Genomic DNA, 18,018 nt, shown 5'->3' with positions numbered 1-18,018 from the left:
TGTCGGTATAGCTTTTGGCAGTATTCCTGCCGGACCAGCTATTATGGTCGGTGGCACAATTGGTGCTGCTGTTGGTGCTGCAACTGGTATGGGTGTTGCAGCATATGAGTATTACCAAGAAACTCAGCCTAAAGGGACAGTAACGGTCGGTCCGATTTCTGCTTTTGCTGTGGACAAATCAGGAAACGGCTACACTGACGGCACAAATTACCACTGATATTTCTCATCGTTCAAACGATCTCTAGGGGTCGTCTGAAACTTTCTTAACTTCAATTTTATGAATACACCCAAGCAACCCTTCTTCCGTCCTGAAGTCTCCGTTACCCGCCAAACCAGTTGTTCCAACAAAAGGCCGTCTGAAACTTAATTGGTCAAAGTTTCAGACGGCCTTTATTCAATAAAGATAGCAGAAGCTCATTCGCCATATCCCCCATCTTTGCTACAATATCCCTTTTCTTTTTTATTGATTCCACTATGACAACCGCACCCCAACCCAGCACTATGCAGCGAATTTTCTCGCGCAGTATGCTGATTTGTATCTTTACAGGCTTCACTTCGGGGCTGCCGCTTTATTTTCTGATCAACCTGATTCCGGCATGGTTGCGCAGCGAATATGTCGATTTGAAAACCATCGGCCTGATGGCACTTATCGGGCTGCCTTTCACTTGGAAATTTATCTGGTCTCCCGTCATTGATTTGGTCAGATTACCTTTTTTAGGACGGCGACGCGGTTGGATGCTGGTTACGCAAATTGGTTTGCTGCTGACCTTGCTCATTTACGCCTTCCTAAATCCTGCTCAGCATTTATATGTAATTATGGGCTTATCGTTGGTGGTCGCCTTTTTCTCTGCCAGCCAAGATATTGTATTGGATGCATTTCGACGCGAAATTTTGTCAGATGAAGAATTAGGCTTAGGCAACTCTATCCACGTCAATGCCTACCGTATCGCCGCTTTGGTACCCGGCTCGCTCAGCTTGATTCTGGCCGACTTAATGCCTTGGCACAACGTATTCATCATCACGGCGCTATTTATGTTGCCGGGTCTGCTGATGACCCTGTTTTTAGCCAAAGAGCCTGATATTCCCCCAACTGTGCCTCGTACATTTGCCCAAACAGTCTCTGACCCTTTCAGTGAGTTCTTCTCCCGCAAAGGAATCAAACAGGCCATATTGGTATTGCTGTTTATCTTTCTCTACAAACTGGGCGACAGTATGGCAACGTCTCTGGCAACGCCGTTTTATCTGGACATGGGCTTCAGCAAAACCGACATCGGCCTCATTGCCAAAAATGCCGGTTTATGGCCTGCTGTCATTGCCGGTATTGTAGGCGGTATTTGGATGATAAAGCTCGGCATCAATAGAGCTTTGTGGATTTTCGGCGTGGCGCAATGGGTAACGATTCTAGGCTTTGCTTGGCTGGCAAATTTTGGCAAATTCGAAACCATCACACTAACAGAGCAAATGATGCTTGCAGCTGTAATTGGTGCAGAAGCAGCTGGCGTAGGTCTGGGTACAGCAGCATTTGTTGCCTATATGGCTCGTGAAACCAATCCAGTATTTACGGCCACACAATTAGCCCTCTTTACCAGCCTGTCAGCCGTTCCCCGTACATTTATCAATGCTTCGGCAGGTTATCTGATTGAAGCGATGGGTTACTTTAATTTCTACTGGCTGTGTTTTGCTTTGGGCATACCGGGTATGTTGTTGCTGTTTAAAGTAGCACCGTGGAATGGCGAAAAAGTGAGTAACTAGATTGCCAGTCTAAAACATCTAGTAAAACAAAAGGCCGTCTGAATGTTCAGACGGCCTTTATTATACAAAAGCTTTATTCGGCAGCAGGTTTGACAGTACTGCGGACATCGCCGCTTTTTTCTTTATGTTTCAAAACAGCGCGGTCGAGCTTGTCCATCAAAACATCAATCGCGGCGTACATATCCTGTTCAATCGCTTCAACGTGCAAATCTTTGCCTGCCAGATGCGCATCGGCTTCGGCTTTTTGATTGACTTTTTCCACCGAGAGCGTAATGGTCACGGAGATGATGTTGTCGGCGTGGCGATTGATTCGTGCCAACTTATCGGAAACATAGTTTTTGATGGCTTCGGTAACATCAAAATTCAGACCGGTGATTTTCAGATTCATGATACAGCTCCTTCGGTTGATTAGTCCGTCAAAACGGATCGGAATATATCTACTCGGTAAATTTTCGTTTGTGTGCCGGTGGGATGTCTAATGATTCTCTATATTTTGCAACTGTACGTCTGGCGATTTCAATGCCGCGTTGTTTTAATAATTTAACGAGGGTTTCGTCCGAATAGGGTTTACTGCTGTCTTCACTTTCAATCAGCTGGCTCAATACGGCTTTGATTGCGCCTTGGCTGAACCCTTCGCCGTCATCGTCGGCATTCACTGCCTGTGTGAAGAAATAGCGTAACGCAAACAGGCCGCGCGGGCAAGACAAATATTTCTGATTGGCGGCGCGCGAGATGGTGCTTTCCGCCAAACCCAATTCGGCGGCGGCATCTTTCATCAGCATGGGCGACAGGCCGATTTCTCCGAAGATGAAAAAATCTTCCTGATTTTTGACGATATACTGGGCAAGGCGGAGGACAGTGCTTTTACGCAGCTCCAAAGAGTCGATGCGCTGCTTGGCTTCGTTGATTTTTTCCTTCCACTCCGGTGCGCCCTCTTCCGCTGATTTCATCAGGTCGCAATATTCCTGATTGAGCTGCAGCTTCGGCCAAGCCGCCTCATTGCTGATGACTTCCCAGCCGTCCTTGCCCTCTTTGACCCAAACGTCAGGCTGAATATAAGGCGTGGGCGTGGCAGAGGCAAAGCCGTAGGCTGGATAGGGATTGAGCTCAGCAATCATATCGAGCGCGGCTTCTATGGTTTCGCTGTCGGTATCGGGATAGAGTTTGCGGAAACGCAGAACGTTTTGTTTGCGGTTTTTGCCTAAGTCTTGAAGCGAACTTTGCACCAAATGCGCGGCCATTTGTCGGGCAGGAGAAGCCGGCAAACGCATCAGCTGCAGCATGAGCGACTCGGTCAAATCCGCCGCCGCCACGCCGGGCGGATCAAAGGTTTGCAATATATCCAGCGCATTTTGCAGGGCTTCTTCGTCCAGCATCCATTCCAACGGCGTGTGGTCGATGATTTCTTCGAGGCTGTCGGTAAGGTAGCCTTGTTCGTCCAAAAAATCAATCAAGACATGAACATAGGCTGCTTCCACTTGCGAGAGCGGATGCTCGCACACTTGGGCATGCAGATAGTGTTTGAAATCCTCTTCTTCGGCGATGTTGCTCCAAATATCTTCGGCATCGTCGCCGCTCAACTGCTGACCTACACGCGGCATGGTGACGGCACGATTGAGCCCGCTATCGGCAAACTCATCGGTTTCCGGACGCTCAAGCAGAGGATTGTCTAACAACCAGTCTCCCACTTCGCGCTCAAGCTCAAGACCCGACATCTGCAAGATGCGCAAAGACTGCTGCAGCCGCTGGTTGAGCTGCTGGGTCTGTTTGAGTTTAAGGACGAGTGAAGACATAGTGTTTTTTTCAAAGTGTATGGATAGTTTTTCAGTATTATATTTGTATTCTTAGTAATTATTTCAATATTTATAGCTACCCTCAATTGAAATGAGAGCCTCGTGTGAAGCCGGTTTTACGATTACCGTCAAATATGCATTCAATATTTGAAATTTTCACCCAAGTAAACCGAACGGACTTGTTCATTATTGACCAAATCATCCGGCTTGCCTGAAGCCAATACAGTACCGTCGCTGATGATATAGGCACGGTCGCAGATGCTGAGGGTTTCGCGCACGTTGTGGTCGGTAATCAATACGCCGATACCGCGTGATTTGAGAAACTCGATGATTTTCTGAATATCGATGACGGCAATCGGGTCAACGCCGGCAAAAGGTTCGTCCAGCAAAATGAAACGCGGCTGCATAGCCAACACGCGCGCGATTTCGACACGGCGGCGTTCGCCACCGGACAAGAACGGCGCAGGGTTGTTGCGCAGGCGTTCGATGTTCAAATCGGCCAACAGTTTTTCAAGTTCGGCATCGATGCGGCTTTTGTCCTTCATGCTGATTTCCAAAATGGCGCGGATATTTTGTTCCACGGTCATTTTGCGGAAAATCGAGGCTTCCTGCGGCAGATAGCCGACGCCGAGGCGGGCGCGCTCGTGAATGGGCAGGTGGCGCAACTCTTGTCCGTCCAGCATCACGCTGCCTGCATCGGCGGCAATCAGGCCGACAATCATGTAAAAGCTGGTGGTCTTACCCGCGCCGTTGGGACCGAGTAGGCCGATGACTTCGCCGCTTTCGATTTCCAGGGAGAAGCTTTTGACGACTTGGCGTTTTTTGAAACTTTTTTGCAGGTTTTGAACCACAAGACGGCTATTGTTTGCGCTCATATTCTGTTGACTTTCGATATTGACCTCAGGCCGTCTGAACCTTTTTCAGACGGCCTTTTTGTGTGTTTTCTTATTTGTTTTTCTGCGTGCTGGACGGCTGGATGACAACGCTGACGCGGCCGGAATTGGCGGCGGATTTCACACCGGATTTGGCGCCGCCGTTGATGGTGTAAACCTCAGTTTTGGTGTTGTAAGTGATGACCGCACCTTCGGCCACATCGCCGCCGCGCTGTACTTTGGCATTGCCGGTCAGGGTAACCAGACTGGCTGCGGAAGAATACGTGACGGTATTGGCTTGGCCGTTGACCACGCCTTTGCCGCCGTCCAACTCTTGGCTGAATTTGACGGGCGAGCCGGTGGCTTTCATCAACTGCTCGCTTTTGTCGTTGCGCGAAACGGTCACGCTGCCTGCGCGGATATTGAGCGTGCCTTGTTTGATGATGACGTTGCCGGAAAAGGTAGTGCTTTGGTTGTTTTGGTCAAGCGAGCCTTGGTCGGCTTCGATTTGAATCGGCTGCTTGCTGTCGCTTTGCAGGGCAAAGGCCGGGCTGGCGGCAAAAACGGCAACAAGGGCTAAGGTTTTACAAATTTTTTGTATCATAAATTGTGGCTTTCACTTTGGAAGGGAAATTCAGCAAACCGGTTTTGTGGTCATAAGTCATGCCGTTTGCCTGACCGCTGGACTGTCCGTATTGGAAAGTAACGGGACTGTCGGTATAGGCGTATTGCGCTTCGGTATCGACATTCAAACGTTCGGTTTTGACGATGCCGGCCAAACGCTTGGCATCTGCCGCTTTGTTTAAGACGACATTCTGTTCAAAAACGACTTTTTTGTTTTGAATATTGTACGCGGCCTTGTCGCTGCCGACTTCGTACAGCAGGCTGCCGTCGCGGTAAAACGAAAGATGCGGTTTGTCCAAATGCACGTCCGCGCTATTCGGATATTGGACGGCATCGACCGCGCTCAGGTTTTCTTTCAGACGGCCTTCTTGGTCAAAACGTTTGCCGTTGATGCCTTTCATCGAATATTGCGGCTCATTCGGATTGAGGACGACTTCTTCGACCTGCACTTCGCTGATGCGGCCGAGCCACGCCGCCAATGCGCCGAGTGAAACGGCCAACACCAGCGGAAAGGCGATTCCGTAACGCCATCTGATTTTCATCGTACATACTCTTTCAAAGCAGGTTCAAGCGTACCTTGCGCCTGCATAATCAAATCGCACACTTCACGCACCGCGCCTGCGCCGCCGGAACGTCGGGTCACATAATGGGCGTATTGCAAAGTAAACCAATGCGCTTCAGGGACGGCGACCGCCAATCCGCAACGCACCATCACGGGCAAATCGACGACATCGTCGCCGACAAAGGCGCACTCATGCTCCTCCACACCGGCCTGTTCGCGTAATTGGGCGTAGGCGGCACGTTTGTCGTGAATGCCTTTGAAGTAATAGTTGATACCGAGCTGCTTCACGCGAATACCGACGGAAGGCGCATCGCGGCCGGTAATAATCGCCGTTTGCACGCCGCTGGCCTGAAGCATTTTCAAACCGTGGCCGTCCAAAGTGTGGAACGATTTGATTTCTTCGCCGTTGTCGCGGATAAAAATGCGGCCGTCGGTCAAAACGCCGTCCACATCCAGTATCAGCAGTTTGATACCTAAAGCGCGTTGTTGCAGATCGGAAGAGAGGTTTTGCATAAGGTTTCCTTATTTCAGACGGCCTATTCTAGCATAAGGCCGTCTGAAAACGTTTTTGCTGTCGATTCAGACAATTCGTGCCATCAATAAATCGTGCATGTTCAGCGCACCAATCAGTACGCCGTTTTCTTCGACCACTAGCAAACCGTTCACATGGCCGCTTTGCATGGCTTTCAAAGCTTCGGTGGCAAGGCGGTCAGCAGAGATGGTTTTTGGAGAAGCGTGCATGATGTCGTCCACTTTCAAACCGGCAAAGCTGTCGCGTTCTTGAAACAGACGGCGCAAGTCGCCATCGGTAAATACGCCTTTCAGACGGCCTTCGGCATCGGTTACCGCCAACATGCCCAAGCCTTTTTCACTCATGCGGACAATGGCCTCCTTCAACGGCGTGCCCAACAAAACGGCTGGCAGGGCTTCGTCTTTGTGCATAATATCCGCCACGCGCAACAGCAGGCGTTTGCCCAAGCTGCCGGCCGGATGGCTTAAAGCAAAATCATCCGGCGTAAACGCACGCGCCTGCAGCAATACCACCGCCAGAGCATCGCCCAAGGCCATCACGGCGGTCGTACTGGAAGTCGGCGCAAGGCCGAGCGGACAGGCTTCTTTGGAAACCGCCGCGGTAATATGGATATCGGCATGGCGCGCCATGGTCGAAGTCGGATGGGCAGTGATACAAATAAGCGTGATGTTTTTGCGTTTCAACGCTGGAATAATCGCCGCAATTTCGTCGCTTTCGCCGGAATTGGAAATGGCAACCACGACATCGTTATCGACAATCATGCCCAAATCGCCGTGCGCCGCTTCGGCAGGATGGACGAAAAACGCAGGCGTGCCGGTGGAAGCCATGGTCGCCGCCATTTTGCGGCCGATGTGTCCGGACTTACCCATGCCGGCAATTACAACCCTGCCCTTGCAGTGCAACAACGCTTCTGCCGCACGGACAAAGTTGTCGTCCAACGCCGCCGCAATTTCACGCAAACCTTCGGCTTCCGTATTCAATACATCACGCGCCCAGTCGAGATAAAGTGTGTTTTCCGCCATCAAAGCTACCTTTCGTGCTTGAATTTAGGTTTGTTTTGCCCAAATTAATCAGCCGTAAACTGTTCAAATTCATCGAATCGGCGTAGCATTACCGCCACTTCACAAACAAACCTATTATGTAAAAGGAATCTGAGATGACTATTTTATCGGACGTTAAAGCATTAGGACAACAAATCTGGTTGGACAATCTCTCCCGTTCGCTGGTACAAAGCGGCGAATTGGCAGAAATGCTGAAACAAGGTGTGTGTGGCGTAACTTCCAATCCTGCCATTTTCCAAAAAGCCTTTGCCGGAGACGCGCTGTACGCCAATGAAGTAGCCGCACTCAAACAGCAAGACCTGACCCCGAAACAACGCTACGAAACCATGGCGGTTGCCGATGTGCAAGCCGCCTGCGACGTGTGCCTTGCCGAACACGAATCCACCGGCGGCAAAACAGGCTTCGTCAGCCTCGAAGTTTCGCCTGAATTGTCCAAAGACGCACAAGGCACGGTTGAAGAATCGCGCTGCCTGCACGCTGCCATCGGCCGTAAAAATGCCATGATTAAAGTACCGGCAACCGACGAAGGCATCGAAGCGCTTGAAACCCTCGTTTCAGACGGCATCAGCGTCAACCTGACCCTGCTCTTCTCCCGCGCCCAAACCCTCAAAGCCTATGCGGCCTACGTGCGCGGCATTGCCAAACGTTTGGAGGCAGGACATGACGTTTCCCATATCCAAGTTGTCGCCAGCTTCTTTATTTCCCGTGTCGATGCCGCATTGGACGCCACCCTGCCCGATCACCTCAAAGGCAAAGTTGCCATTGCGCTGGCCAAAGCCGCCTATCAAGATTGGGCGCAATACTTCGGCAGCAGCGAATTTGCCGCACTTGCCGAAAAAGGTGCCAACCGCGTACAACTTCTGTGGGCATCTACCGGCGTGAAAAACCCTGCCTATCCTGACACTTTATACGTTGACAGCCTGATTGGCGCCCATACCGTCAACACCGTTCCCGATGCCACACTTAAAGCCTTTATCGACCACGGCACGGCCAAAGCCACGCTGACCGAAGGCGCGGACGAAGCACGGGCGCGGCTCGCCGAAATTGCCGCGCTCGGCATAGATGTCGAAACCTTGGCGGCGCGTTTGCAGGAAGACGGTTTGAAACAGTTTGAAGAAGCTTTCGCCAAACTGCTGGCTCCCTTGGCTTAAGCGGATTGAACGGACGGCCGAGAAACTTAAATCATTTTGAAAAGTCTCAGGCCGTCTGAAACCCAAATTCGGGCGTGTACGGCACGCCCTTTTCTATCACGATTTGAACACCGTGCAGGCATACTGCCCCTGCTCTACAAAAACACCCTGCCATGTATATAGGACGTTTCGCTCCCAGCCCTACCGGCCTGCTTCATATCGGCTCCCTACTGACCGCCGTTGCCTCCTATGCCGACGCGCGCGTTCATCAGGGCAAATGGCTGGTCCGCATTGAAGACCTTGACCCCCCGCGCGAAATGCCCGGCGCCGCTGCCGACATTTTGCGCACGCTCGAAGCTTTCGGTTTTGAGTGGGATGGCGAAATCGCCTATCAAAACCGCCGTTACGACCTGTATCAAGACACCCTCAACCGCCTCAAAGCAGCCGGGCTGGTGTATCCCTGCTATTGCAGCCGCAAAGACTGGCAGGCGGCGGCAACACATGGCGCAGACGGATTTGTATATAACGGCCGTTGCCGCAATCCTCAGCAAAGACCCGACACGCAAAACAAAACTCCGGCATGGCGCATTCAAGTTCCCGATCGCGTGATCGGTTTTTCAGACGGCATTGTCGGACATTACGCACAAAATCTGGCACACGATATCGGCGATTTTGTCCTGCTTCGTGCCGACGGCTATTGGGCATATCAGCTTGCCGTGGTTGCCGACGATGCCGATCAAGGCATAACGCATATTGTCCGCGGTCAGGACTTGCTCGTTTCCACGCCGCGCCAAATCTATCTGCAACAATGCCTCGGCGTTCCCACACCGGCCTACGCCCACCTTCCCCTATTGACCAACAATCAAGGACAAAAATGGTCGAAACAAACCCTTGCCCCGGCTTTGGATTTGAATCAAAAAGAACAACTCCTACGCCAAGTCCTAACCTACCTCAACCTACCCGATGCACCTACCGTGAACCGTCCGCAGGAATTGCTTGATTGGGCGGTAGTACACTGGCAAATGGACAAAATCCCAAAATCGTCCATTATCACAGACTGAATTAGCACGATTACAACAAAATTACTCTAGGTATTACAATATTTCATAAAATTATGTAAGTAATCTTCTGATTCATCCCAAACCATGCCCAAGAAGCGAAAAATCATGTATATTTTGAAAATTTCCTAAAATTGTCACAAACTGATAATTTCAAGGTTGTAACAACATACGGCTGACGCGTTATTGAGGATGACAAAACGCGGCAGATCTCCCACGATACAACAAAAAGAATACCGCTATGCCAAGTGCCATTATTGTAGAAGACGAAGTATTAGCAGCAGAACGCTTACGTGTATTATTGGAAGAGTGCAATGTCGTACTGCTCAACGTCTTTCACCATGCCATGCCAGCATTGGAGTGGCTGAGCGTCCACGAAGTCGACATCGTCTTTGCCGACATCGGCATGCCGGAAATCGACGGTCTCGAGTTTGTCGAACGCATTAAGCGTACCGCCAAGCGCCAGCCGGAAATTGTATTCACCACAGCCTATGAAGAACACGCCCTGCGCGCGTTTGAGCTGGCTGCCGCAGACTATCTGCTCAAACCAATCAAAATGACCCGCCTGCAAACCGCGCTTGACCGCATCATCGAGAAAAACCGCGAAAAAGCAGACAGTTTCACCCATTTCAAAGTGTACAACCGCGAACGCATGGTTGAAATCCCATGGCAACAGGCGCGTTACCTGATGGCGGAACACAAAACCGTCTATCTGTTTACCGGCGACGGCCACAGCTACGAATTACCGAAAACATTGGTTTACTGGGAAGAATTGCTGGGCGATAAAGTCATCCGCATCCACCGCAATGCCCTCGTCTTCCGCCACACCCTCGACAGCCTGATTCGACTGGACGATGACGAAAACGACGAATACGCATCCACATGGGGGGCTAAAATTCTCGATATTCCAACTCCGTTGCCTGTCAGCCGCCGACAACTGTCCACCCTGAGGAAAATCATTAAAAACAGCATCTAACAATGCGCTCCTTGATCTGAAAAGATATTTTCAGACGACCTGACACCTTTGCAAAATCCGCCCAAAATCCCCTAAATTCCCACCAAGACGTTTAGGGGATTTCTCATGAGCACCTTCTTCCGGCAAACCGCACAAGCCATGATTGCCAAACACATCGACCGCTTCCCACTATTGAAGTTGGATCAGGTGATTGATTGGCAACCGATCGAACAGTACCTGAATCGTCAAAGAACCCGTTACCTCCGAGACCATTGCGGCCGTCCCGCCTATCCCCTGTTGTCCATGTTCAAAGCCGTCCTGCTCGGACAATGGCACAGCCTCTCCGATCTCGAACTCGAACACAGCCTCATCACCCGCATCGATTTCAACCTGTTTTGCCGTTTTGACGAACTGAGCATCCCCGATTACAGCACCTTATGCCGCTACCGTAACTGGCTGGCGCAAGACAACACCCTGTCCGAATTGCTGGAACTGATTAACCGCCAACTGACCGAAAAAAACCTAAAAGTAGAGAAAGCATCCGCCGCCGTCATTGACGCCACCATTATTCAGACCGCCGGCAGCAAACAGCGTCAGGCCATAGAAGTCGATGAAGAAGGACAAGTCAGCGGCCAAACCACACCGAGTAAGGACAAAGATGCCCGTTGGACAAAGAAAAACGGCCTCTACAAACTCGGTTACAAACAACATACCCGTACCGATGAGGAAGGCTATATCGAGAAACTGCACATCACCCCCGCCAATACCCATGAGTGCAACCATCTGTCCCCTTTGCTGGAAGGTATAGCCGAAGGCACGACCGTCTATGCCGACAAAGGCTATGACAGTAAGGAAAACCGGCAACATCTGAAAGAACATCAGTTGCTGGATGGCATTATGCGCAAAGCCCGCCGCAACCGTCCGCTGACGGAAGCGCAAACCAAACGCATCTGAAGGCGATGAGTTTGAACCTGTTGAAAGCGGCCAACAGGCTAAGTGTGCCTGCTGCCGCCTAAAAGGCGGTTGGATACCTGATTGATCAGGTATCCAAGGTGAATTACGGGGATATTTGAGTAGAATCAGTGGATATTTGAAACAAAAACAGCCGAAAACCTGTGTTTGGGTTTCGGCTGTTGGGGGAAAGACTTTTTTGCAAAGGTCTCAGATAGTATGGCAAGGCGAGGCAATACCGTACTGGTTTAAATTTAATCCACTATAAAACAAAGGTCGTCTGAAAACCTGTTTCCAAGTTTCAGACGACCTCTTGGTCTTCATTCGTTTGCACGAACCAATCAGAAAAACAGCTCGCGCCAGCTGATACGTTTCAAACCACAGATATGACCACCCTCAACTGCCAGAGACTCACCCTTATTTAACAGTAGGCTGCGGGTTACTTTATTGGAGAAGCATTTGTTATTTGGCGTACTCGACGTAACAGAAAGCTCTTTATCCGTACCCGTACCACCTGAATCCCCGTCTGCGGTCACAGGGGAATCATCCAATTTGCTCGGATTGAGGAAGGTAAAGTTGATAACCCCATCCTGAGTCAAACCATTGGCGTATTGCATACCAAAGCCGTCCAGCTTCCGAATAACGGTATCAGGCGTAAAACGCGCGCTGCGTGCGTTCAATGCACCTCCATTATCAGCATTCACACCAATGAACGAAGTTTTTGCTGCAGTTTTCACGCTCGTACTTGCTGGTAAACAAACATCGGCACCTGCAGATTTTTCCTCTGTAACAGAATCATAGCGACGCACAGTCACAACAGCAGTACGCAAGATCATAGTCGGTTTGACGTTTACCCGTTCACCATCACGCAAATCGATTTTCCAACCTTTTTGGGTTTTGGCAACCTGGTTGTTAGTTAGATAAATATAGCCTTCTTTTCCTTTTTCTTCAGGACGAAACTCTTGTTGCTGCAAATCACTTTCGGAAGCAGCGGTTACGGTCTGATTCGGTGTCAAATCTTCATAAATACCGTAAATAGATTGCTTGTCTTTATTGGTCAGATCATTTTGATAAATCTCACTGCCCGTACCGAAAATCACGACATATTCGTTTACTCTGCGGCGTGAAACGGCAGGTGCGGAGGTAATCGGTTTGCTGGGTGAACCCGTAAAGATTTTAACAACCTTCCAGTTGTCCGGTTTTTCGCCGCGCAGGTCAAAACGATACATATTACCTCCACGGTCGCCCGCATACGCAACATCAATTACACCATCAAAATCAGTGTCCACAAGGGTCGGCGTGGACAGACCGCCTACACCGTCTTGAACTTCGATTTTTTTCAACAAATCGCCCGGTGCTTTACCTGTATCGTTACCACGCTTATCGCCTGTACCAACTTCCTTACCTAGCATTTCATATACATACAATGCTGTTTCATTTTTCGTATCGGCTTTATCTTCAACACGATAACCGCTGGCAAGAAAACCTGCATAGCGAATGTTTTCTTTTATATCTACACGTCCGTTATCGGCAGGTCTGCTGACCGAGACACGCCCAATTTGCGGCGTACCAATGGTATAGCCCAATGTGTTTTTCTCACCTTTGATGGTTTCAAACAATGGAACTGTTTTATTCCACTCGGTATCAGTGACATCCAAACCTGTTTTGGTAGCTTTATCTACATTACCGCCGATATTCAGGGCATAGGCACCACGACCACCCTGACCCATCGCACCAAACATAAATACGCGCTGAGTATCATTTTCAGAAGTCTGACGCAAGGTAAATCCGCCGTTAACCATATATTCATGATTGGTAATAGACGACGTATAGCTGTCTTTGGCAATATTTTTCAAAACTTTTGCCAAAGTAACCGTCTTCACATTATTACCATCTGCGACATCCCGCTCCATTGTCGAAGGGATGTAGCTGACTTTCAGTTCATACGGATGATTTGCATCTGACGAGGTTTGGAACAAATGCACCATGCCGTCATTCGCAGCCGCAACCATATATTTCTGACGCTTGATCGTATCGTTGCCAACTTTATACTTGGCCTTATTACCGACATTACCGACAGCAGCAACCGAACCGTCCAAAATATCGCCCAAATCACGCTGATCACCTTCCCGAATACGGTAAACTTGGCTGTACGGTGTGTTTTTTGATTTATCTTGTATTGATTTATCATCACCGATACGCCCCGTCCAATTCAGCAAATCACGCCATTCATCCGAATTTTTACCATTAGCTGCATCTGCAATATCAAAATAGGCATTGTTTAAAGTATTATTGGGAATATTATTAATAAAATAAGTACTTGAACCCGTATTAATCAGGGTTTTACGGTTTGCAAACGACGGGTACAGCTTCAATTCTTCACTACGACGACCATCCTTCCCTAATCTTTGGAAAATAATCTGGCTACTCCAAGAGTTTGTTTTCAAACCGATAACTGCCGACATCTCAGGCAGGCTGCTGCTGGTCGTTGCAGGCGCGGTCGCACCAACATCGTCGTAACCCACATTTTTCGTGCCAGGTTTAATCTGCTCTACAATGTCGTTAAATACCTTCGACAAACTTTCGGGTTTATCTGCCTCATAATAATACTCGGGGCGGCTGGCAGCCAGCTCCAAATACCTCCTTCCTGAGGGCGAAATACCTTGCCCGAAGCCTACGGTAAAGGTCTGCACCAGTTGTTTACTGTAATCGGCAGGATCTTTAGGATCGCCGTTCCAGCTTTTACCTGTATCATCCGTTCCTTCGGTTTTAAAATCCTGCTCTGCAAGTTTTTTACTGAAGAAAGCTAAGCCATCATCCATATCCCAAGAGGTATCATATGCCCCCAATTTCTCATTCCGACAATAACCTGCCTGCCTATACCCAAAATAATTATATGCTTCTCTATACTTTGGTTCTTCCAGAGAAATATTTCGTCCATAATAATCCGAATAGCGGCTTAAATCCCCATATTTAAAATCAGACTTAGGCCATTTGTATCCTCTATCATCCAAACTACAGCTAAAATTGGCATCACCGTCAGACATCAAAACCACATATGATTTCTGGCAACGGTATTTCACATTCGGCATCACAATTTGACTGACCAACTCGAAATAACGCGAGGTAGTCGGCGTACCTCCTTTGGCCTTAATCCTTTTTACCCTTTCTTCAATCTCAGTTGCCGGTATGGTAAATCCTTTGTCATCAGGAGTATCGCTCATACCGCTATTATTTAAAGTCTGCAATGCCCAGTTAAATGTACTACCATGTTCCTTCAAAACTTTACTTAACGCATCCCTTGTAATCTGAATACGGGTTTGACTGCCAATATATTCATCCATACTACCTGAATCATCAATAAACAGCATAATGTTGTGTTTAACTTCGGGCTGTTTATCAATTTTAGATTCATTTTGCAGATACAGTGGGACTTTGGCGAACTCGCCTGCTGCGGCATTTGCCACCCCGCTCATCAAGGCGAGCGCGGAGGCGATGCTGTAAATCATCGGACGGATGGAGCCGGGGCAACGTGAAGATTTGTTTTTCATAATGCGTTCTTTTTTCATAAAATCGTCGGTTGACGGATGATGACGTTGTTTTTATTTTCTCGGAATGCGATTCTAACATTTACGATGTCATTTATGTGGGGTTCGGGCTGTTTTTTTTGTCTAATGTGGCGAACAATGGCGAAAATGAAACAGACTTCATGATTGTAAAGGGAAAATCCGTTGCCAAACCACAGCTTGAACGATATGGCTTTTTGACGTAGAATGCATTGCTTCTACGGCATAGGCAGCTATGTCTGAAAAAGCACGTTACACGGCAAAATCAAAGCTGCGGAGCGTGTTTTTTTTTAGCCGAGATTTCCGAAGGCTGTCTTTTTTGTAAACAATTTTTATTTTTCAGACGGCCTGACCCATTTTTTTTCGAACCGACCATCATCAGGCAAACAGGATTCCATCATGACCACTCCGGCTCTTCTCGTTCTCGCTGACGGCAGCGTATTTCACGGCACATCAATCGGTTACGAAGGTTCGACTTCCGGCGAAGTCGTATTCAACACTTCCATGACCGGCTATCAGGAAATCCTAACCGACCCGTCCTACTGCAAACAAATCGTTACCCTCACCTACCCCCACATCGGCAATACCGGCACCAACGCCGAAGACGAAGAAAGCCGCAGCGTTTATGCCGCAGGCTTGATTATCCGCGACCTGCCGCTGCTGCACAGCAATTTCCGCGCCTCCGAAAGCCTGCACGACTATCTGGTGCGCAACAAAACCGTCGCCATCGCCGACATCGACACCCGCCGCCTGACCACGCTGCTGCGCGAAAAAGGCGCACAAGGCGGCGCGATTCTGACCGGCGCGGACGCCACAGTTGAAAAAGCGCAAGAACTCATCGCTGCGTTCGGCAGCATGGTCGGCAAAGATTTGGCAAAAGAAGTTTCCTGCACAGAAGCCTACGAATGGACCGAAGGCGAATGGGCGCTGGGCAAAGGTTTCGTTACCCCTACCGAACAGCCGTTCCACGTCGTCGCTTACGATTTCGGAGTAAAAACCAACATCTTGCGTATGCTCGCCTCACGCAGCTGCCGCCTGACCGTCGTCCCCGCCCAAACCAGCGCGGAAGAGGTGTTGGCGCTCAATCCTGACGGCGTATTCCTGTCCAACGGCCCCGGCGACCCCGAGCCTTGTACCTACGCCATCGAAGCCGTACAAAAACTGATGGCTAGCGGCAAACCCATCTTCGGCATCTGCTTGGGACACCAGCTCATCAGCCTTGCCATCGGCGCAAAAACCCTGAAAATGCACTTCAGCCACCACGGCGCAAACCACCCCGTGCAAGACTTGGACAGCGGCAAAGTCGTCATCACCAGCCAAAACCACGGCTTCGCCGTCGATGCCGACACCCTGCCCGCCAACGCAAGGATTACCCACAAATCCTTGTTCGACAACACCTTGCAAGGCATCGAACTGACAGACAAACCTGTATTCTGCTTCCAAGGCCACCCCGAAGCCAGCCCCGGCCCGCAGGATGTCGGCTATCTGTTTGACAAATTCATTGACAATATGAAAGCGGCAAAACAATAAACCGCCTTTTCAGATGACCTCTCAACTCAACAAAGGTCGTCTGAAACCCGATAAAAATCAAAACATAAAAAACAAAAATTCAGACGACCCCTCAACACAAAACATCGTCTGAAAAATCCCCTCAATCCTCAAATCAGAAAGGAAAACTCATGACTGAAAAACAAATGCGCGTACTCTCTGTCGTCGCTACCCTGACCGCCGTAGGCATGTACGTTTCCTACATCCCGCAAATCCAAAACAACCTAGCGGGCAACCCCGGCTCGCCGCTGCAACCCCTCGTCGCCGCCATCAACTGCACATTATGGGTTGCCTACGGTTTTTTGAAAGAAAAACGCGACTACCCCGTCATGCTGGCAAACGCCCCCGGCATCATTTTGGGCTTGATTACATTCTTCACCAGCTTTTAAGGAAGTTTTCAGACGGCATGTGCAAAATAAAAACGTAAAAGGTCGTCTGAAAAAAGATTGTCTTGCCGCAACATTTAATTCAATCAGCAACCCCATCCCCTCTCCCGTGGGAGAGGGCTAGGGAGAGGGCAGCAAGGCTTGCACAAACAGCAACCCGACAACAAAAATGAACCCGCCCGAAAAACTATTGACCGCCGACAACCCCGCCCTGCATCAACGCGCCAAAGCCATGCGTCAAGAAATGAGCGAGGCGGAAGCAAAATTGTGGCAGCACCTGCGGGCAGGCCGCCTGAACGGCTATAAATTCCGCCGCCAGCAGCCGATTGGAAACTATATTGTTGATTTTATGTGCGTAACGCCCAAGCTGATTATCGAAGCAGACGGCGGGCAGCACACAGAACAAGCCGCATACGACCACGCGCGAACGGCATATCTCAACAGCCTGGGCTTTACCGTGCTGCGTTTTTGGAACCACGAAATTTTGCAGCAGACAAACGACGTACTGGCGGAAATCCTGCGCATGTTGCAAGAATTGGAAAAGCAGCCTGCACGGTAGCAGATAGCTGATTTTGATTGGATTTTTGAAAATTATAGGGTGCAAGCCGACTGAATTGAGCATTTATAAAGGTCGTCTGAAAAGCAAAAAGCAGCCTGCACAACCTGTTTCCTTGCAGAACCCTTAGCCCCAACAGCCGCCCCGTTCTCTCTCCCGTGGGAGAGAGCTAGAGAGAGGGCAACAAGCCGCAAGGCTTGTATTGGGATGGTTAGGGTGTTGATGAAGGTTGCCGCCATTCGAGGAATGCCCTCTCCCCAGCCCTCCCCCACGGGGGAGGGAGCGGTACAGCAGGTTTTGCGGTTTCAGGTGGTTTGAAAAACAACTTAAATTTACAACCGTTGATTGCAGGTCGTCTGAAAAGTAAAAAGCAACCTACACAACCCGTTTCCTTGAGAAGCCTTAGTCCCAACAGCCACCCCGTCCTCTCTCCCGTGGGAGAGAGTTAGAGAGAGGGCAACAAGCCGCAAGGCTTGTATTGGGGAGATTGCGGTGTTTGGAAAGATTGCTGCAATTCGGAGAATGCCCTCTCCCCAACCCTCCCCCACGGGGGAGGGAGCAGGTTGCAGCAGATTCATGCGTTGCAGGGAAAATAGAGAACGCGTGCGTGCATACAGCACACACTCTATATGCGGGCTACAGCTTGCTTATTTTTAATTTATGAAAGCGTCT

Annotated in this window: 16 protein-coding genes and 1 pseudogene; 9 read left to right on the top strand and 8 right to left on the bottom strand. The window is 49.7% G+C overall.

Features of this window, described 5'->3' with window-relative positions:
- Positions 1 to 43: 43 nt before the first annotated feature.
- Both ACTHTA_RS05885 and ACTHTA_RS05880 read left to right on the top strand, forming a co-directional pair.
- Positions 44 to 217, top strand: a complete 174-nt coding sequence (locus ACTHTA_RS05885) for a hypothetical protein (protein ID WP_224783520.1) — start codon at positions 44 to 46, stop codon at positions 215 to 217.
- A gap of 284 nt (positions 218 to 501) precedes the next feature.
- On the top strand, positions 502 to 1,752 hold the full coding sequence (locus ACTHTA_RS05880) for an AmpG family muropeptide MFS transporter (protein WP_440364465.1): 1,251 nt from the start codon (positions 502 to 504) through the stop codon (positions 1,750 to 1,752).
- A gap of 73 nt (positions 1,753 to 1,825) precedes the next feature.
- Here ACTHTA_RS05880 and hpf read toward each other — a convergent pair whose 3' ends face one another.
- The 7 genes from hpf to ACTHTA_RS05845 form a co-directional block, all read right to left on the bottom strand.
- A complete protein-coding gene (hpf, locus tag ACTHTA_RS05875) occupies positions 1,826 to 2,140 on the bottom strand; it encodes a ribosome hibernation-promoting factor, HPF/YfiA family (protein ID WP_003679851.1) in 315 nt (104 codons plus the stop codon).
- Positions 2,141 to 2,189: 49 nt separating this feature from the next.
- Entirely contained in the window at positions 2,190 to 3,545 is a 1,356-nt protein-coding gene (gene rpoN / locus ACTHTA_RS05870; RefSeq protein ID WP_440364462.1) for an RNA polymerase factor sigma-54, read from the bottom strand.
- 140 nt (positions 3,546 to 3,685) lie between these two features.
- Positions 3,686 to 4,420 (bottom strand): LPS export ABC transporter ATP-binding protein, encoded by a 735-nt coding sequence (gene lptB / locus ACTHTA_RS05865; protein WP_440364463.1) that lies wholly within the window; start codon positions 4,418 to 4,420, stop codon positions 3,686 to 3,688.
- Between the two features lie 70 nt (positions 4,421 to 4,490).
- A complete protein-coding gene (gene lptA, locus ACTHTA_RS05860; RefSeq protein ID WP_308887648.1) occupies positions 4,491 to 5,021 on the bottom strand; it encodes a lipopolysaccharide transport periplasmic protein LptA in 531 nt (176 codons plus the stop codon).
- Positions 5,002 to 5,583 carry an LPS export ABC transporter periplasmic protein LptC gene (gene lptC / locus ACTHTA_RS05855; protein ID WP_308887649.1) on the bottom strand — a complete coding sequence of 194 codons (582 nt, stop codon included), beginning with the start codon at positions 5,581 to 5,583 and terminating at the stop codon, positions 5,002 to 5,004. The genes lptA and lptC overlap by 20 nt, the downstream gene beginning before the upstream one ends.
- Entirely contained in the window at positions 5,580 to 6,116 is a 537-nt protein-coding gene (locus tag ACTHTA_RS05850) for a KdsC family phosphatase (RefSeq protein WP_003686818.1), read from the bottom strand. The genes lptC and ACTHTA_RS05850 overlap by 4 nt, the downstream gene beginning before the upstream one ends.
- Positions 6,117 to 6,182: 66 nt before the next feature.
- The gene (locus ACTHTA_RS05845) at positions 6,183 to 7,157 is read right to left on the bottom strand and encodes a KpsF/GutQ family sugar-phosphate isomerase (RefSeq protein ID WP_049328826.1); all 975 of its coding nucleotides are present in this window, start codon (positions 7,155 to 7,157) and stop codon (positions 6,183 to 6,185) included.
- 134 nt (positions 7,158 to 7,291) lie between these two features.
- Between ACTHTA_RS05845 and tal the strand changes: the two genes are divergently transcribed.
- The 4 genes and pseudogenes from tal (at position 7,292) to ACTHTA_RS05825 (ending at position 11,355) form a co-directional block, all read left to right on the top strand.
- A complete protein-coding gene (gene tal, locus ACTHTA_RS05840; RefSeq protein ID WP_308887651.1) occupies positions 7,292 to 8,347 on the top strand; it encodes a transaldolase in 1,056 nt (351 codons plus the stop codon).
- A 152-nt stretch (positions 8,348 to 8,499) separates the two neighbouring features.
- On the top strand, positions 8,500 to 9,387 hold the full coding sequence (gene gluQRS, locus ACTHTA_RS05835) for a tRNA glutamyl-Q(34) synthetase GluQRS (RefSeq protein WP_308887652.1): 888 nt from the start codon (positions 8,500 to 8,502) through the stop codon (positions 9,385 to 9,387).
- 238 nt (positions 9,388 to 9,625) lie between these two features.
- On the top strand, positions 9,626 to 10,360 hold the full coding sequence (locus tag ACTHTA_RS05830; RefSeq protein WP_003686784.1) for a LytR/AlgR family response regulator transcription factor: 735 nt from the start codon (positions 9,626 to 9,628) through the stop codon (positions 10,358 to 10,360).
- Between the two features lie 105 nt (positions 10,361 to 10,465).
- Positions 10,466 to 11,355, top strand: a pseudogene (locus ACTHTA_RS05825) (IS5 family transposase).
- Between the two features lie 276 nt (positions 11,356 to 11,631).
- On the opposite strand, the gene pilC reads toward ACTHTA_RS05825, so the two are convergent.
- A complete protein-coding gene (gene pilC / locus ACTHTA_RS05820) occupies positions 11,632 to 14,859 on the bottom strand; it encodes a PilC family type IV pilus tip adhesin (protein WP_440364464.1) in 3,228 nt (1,075 codons plus the stop codon).
- Between the two features lie 396 nt (positions 14,860 to 15,255).
- Between pilC and carA the strand changes: the two genes are divergently transcribed.
- The 3 genes from carA to ACTHTA_RS05805 all read left to right on the top strand — a co-directional run bounded on the left by carA (position 15,256) and on the right by ACTHTA_RS05805 (position 17,349).
- The gene (gene carA / locus ACTHTA_RS05815; protein ID WP_440375733.1) at positions 15,256 to 16,386 is read left to right on the top strand and encodes a glutamine-hydrolyzing carbamoyl-phosphate synthase small subunit; all 1,131 of its coding nucleotides are present in this window, start codon (positions 15,256 to 15,258) and stop codon (positions 16,384 to 16,386) included.
- A 149-nt stretch (positions 16,387 to 16,535) separates the two neighbouring features.
- Complete coding sequence (locus ACTHTA_RS05810; protein WP_070613328.1) at positions 16,536 to 16,793, top strand: SemiSWEET family transporter; 258 nt, start codon at positions 16,536 to 16,538, stop codon at positions 16,791 to 16,793.
- 166 nt (positions 16,794 to 16,959) lie between these two features.
- Entirely contained in the window at positions 16,960 to 17,349 is a 390-nt protein-coding gene (locus ACTHTA_RS05805) for an endonuclease domain-containing protein (protein ID WP_440364067.1), read from the top strand.
- Positions 17,350 to 18,018 lie beyond the last annotated feature (669 nt).

The organism is Neisseria sp. P0013.S005 (genome assembly GCF_051958425.1).
In the GTDB taxonomy this organism is placed as follows: Bacteria; Pseudomonadota; Gammaproteobacteria; order Burkholderiales; family Neisseriaceae; genus Neisseria; species Neisseria subflava.
This window is presented reverse-complemented; position numbering and strand designations above follow the sequence as displayed.

Bases quoted from the DNA above. Each gene is read 5' to 3' on its own strand.
- ACTHTA_RS05850 (WP_003686818.1), bottom strand. From the start codon at position 6,116: ATGCAAAACCTCTCTTCCGATCTGCAACAACGCGCTTTAGGTATCAAA.
- ACTHTA_RS05810 (WP_070613328.1), top strand. From the start codon at position 16,536: ATGACTGAAAAACAAATGCGCGTACTCTCTGTCGTCGCTACCCTGACC.
- hpf (WP_003679851.1), bottom strand. From the start codon at position 2,140: ATGAATCTGAAAATCACCGGTCTGAATTTTGATGTTACCGAAGCCATC.
- pilC (WP_440364464.1), bottom strand. From the start codon at position 14,859: ATGAAAAAAGAACGCATTATGAAAAACAAATCTTCACGTTGCCCCGGC.
- carA (WP_440375733.1), top strand. From the start codon at position 15,256: ATGACCACTCCGGCTCTTCTCGTTCTCGCTGACGGCAGCGTATTTCAC.
- tal (WP_308887651.1), top strand. From the start codon at position 7,292: ATGACTATTTTATCGGACGTTAAAGCATTAGGACAACAAATCTGGTTG.
- rpoN (WP_440364462.1), bottom strand. From the start codon at position 3,545: ATGTCTTCACTCGTCCTTAAACTCAAACAGACCCAGCAGCTCAACCAG.
- ACTHTA_RS05830 (WP_003686784.1), top strand. From the start codon at position 9,626: ATGCCAAGTGCCATTATTGTAGAAGACGAAGTATTAGCAGCAGAACGC.
- lptB (WP_440364463.1), bottom strand. From the start codon at position 4,420: ATGAGCGCAAACAATAGCCGTCTTGTGGTTCAAAACCTGCAAAAAAGT.
- lptA (WP_308887648.1), bottom strand. From the start codon at position 5,021: ATGATACAAAAAATTTGTAAAACCTTAGCCCTTGTTGCCGTTTTTGCC.
- ACTHTA_RS05885 (WP_224783520.1), top strand. From the start codon at position 44: ATGGTCGGTGGCACAATTGGTGCTGCTGTTGGTGCTGCAACTGGTATG.
- ACTHTA_RS05880 (WP_440364465.1), top strand. From the start codon at position 502: ATGCAGCGAATTTTCTCGCGCAGTATGCTGATTTGTATCTTTACAGGC.
- ACTHTA_RS05805 (WP_440364067.1), top strand. From the start codon at position 16,960: ATGAACCCGCCCGAAAAACTATTGACCGCCGACAACCCCGCCCTGCAT.
- ACTHTA_RS05845 (WP_049328826.1), bottom strand. From the start codon at position 7,157: ATGGCGGAAAACACACTTTATCTCGACTGGGCGCGTGATGTATTGAAT.
- lptC (WP_308887649.1), bottom strand. From the start codon at position 5,583: ATGAAAATCAGATGGCGTTACGGAATCGCCTTTCCGCTGGTGTTGGCC.
- gluQRS (WP_308887652.1), top strand. From the start codon at position 8,500: ATGTATATAGGACGTTTCGCTCCCAGCCCTACCGGCCTGCTTCATATC.